Annotated in this window: 2 protein-coding genes; both read left to right on the plus strand. The window is 29.2% G+C overall.

The features are described from left to right. Positions 1-40 precede the first annotated feature (40 nt). Positions 41-421 carry a hypothetical protein gene (locus ACHRV3_RS22930; RefSeq protein WP_395436282.1) on the plus strand — a complete coding sequence of 127 codons (381 nt, stop codon included), beginning with the start codon at positions 41-43 and terminating at the stop codon, positions 419-421. A gap of 8 nt (positions 422-429) precedes the next feature. Then, a complete protein-coding gene (locus ACHRV3_RS22935) occupies positions 430-1,338 on the plus strand; it encodes an IS3 family transposase (RefSeq protein WP_395436283.1) in 909 nt (302 codons plus the stop codon). Positions 1,339-1,412 lie beyond the last annotated feature (74 nt).

Genomic DNA, 1,412 nt, shown 5'->3' on the forward strand with positions numbered 1-1,412 from the left:
TGTCTTGTCCTGAAATAGGTTTACACAAAAGTGTAACAAAATGGAACGATATACAAAAATATCAACCTCAAAATGGCAATCTAAATACAGTGAAGAATTTAAGAGATTTGTCTGTAATGAATTTTTAACTGGTACTTTGACAAGAAGAGAAGTGGAAGACAAATATAATATTGGTCATTCCAGAATTACTTATTGGTTAAAAAAACTTGGATTTGATTATTCTAAGCCTAGTATTGTAGCTTTACCTAGTATGAAAAATCAAAGAACCAAATTACTGATAACCAAGGAAGAAGATTCTTTATTGCATTTAAAAAAAGAACTCGAAGAAGCTCGACTTTTAGTAGAAACCTATCGTAGAATGATAGCTATAGCCGAACAGGAATTTAAAATTAAGATTGTAAAAAAGTCCAATACCAAGTGATTCAGGAGATGAAACATAATTATCCCAAAGTTAGTTTAGGCAAGTTTTGCCGATTACTTGGCGTTACTCGGCAATCATATTATCAACATTTTTGGCACCAAGAACAGCTTGTTCTTGAAGATGAACTTGTTATTTCTGAAGTATTAAGAATCAGAAAAAACCATCGACATATGGGAGGTAGAAAGTTATATGAACTACTTCAACCCTTTCTTTTAGAACATCAAATAAAAATGGGTAGAGATAGATTATTTGATGTTTTATCGGTTAATTATCTTTTAGTTAGGCGTAGAAAAAAACAAACCATTACTACCAATTCATTCCATAGATTTAAAAAGTATCCAAATCTTATTAGAGATTTTATCCCTAGTACTCCAAATCAATTATGGGTAAGCGATATAACTTACTGGAAAATTAAAGATGATTTTCTATATATCAGTTTTATTACAGATGCCTATTCAAAAAAAATAGTTGGTTATCATTTAGGAGATAGTTTGCAAACATCTGAAACAATTCAAGCCTTAGAAATGGCAATTTCAAGTAATGCAAATGAAAAAAAAGGACTACAATTGATACATCATTCCGATAGAGGAACCCAATATTGTAGTAATGAATATATAAAACTTCTAGAAAATAACAATATTGGAATTAGTATGACCGAAAATGGAGATCCTTTGGAAAATGCTATTGCAGAAAGAGTCAATGGCATAATAAAAGAAGAGTATTTAAATGATTATCAAGTGGATAATTTAGAAGAGGCTAAAGAATTATTGAAAGCAGTTATTCAATTATACAATAATGAACGACCTCATATGAGTATAGGCAATTTAACTCCAAATCTAGTACATCAAAACAACATAAAAACAGAAAAATTATGGAAGAACTATTATCTAAAAAGTCCTATTATTGTAAACCAATAACAGGACTAAAAATGAATTGTAAATCTATTTTAGGATTAAGGATAAATATGTAAACTTATTTTAGGACGAGACAT

It is taken from the genome of Flavobacterium sp. FlaQc-49, from assembly GCF_044005985.1.
Taxonomy (GTDB): domain Bacteria; phylum Bacteroidota; class Bacteroidia; order Flavobacteriales; family Flavobacteriaceae; genus Flavobacterium; species Flavobacterium cupriresistens.

What these genes read in the sequence shown, in the direction of transcription:
- ACHRV3_RS22935 (WP_395436283.1), top strand. Translation starts at nt 430, where the DNA reads ATGAAACATAATTATCCCAAAGTTAGTTTAGGCAAGTTTTGCCGATTA.
- ACHRV3_RS22930 (WP_395436282.1), top strand. Translation starts at nt 41, where the DNA reads ATGGAACGATATACAAAAATATCAACCTCAAAATGGCAATCTAAATAC.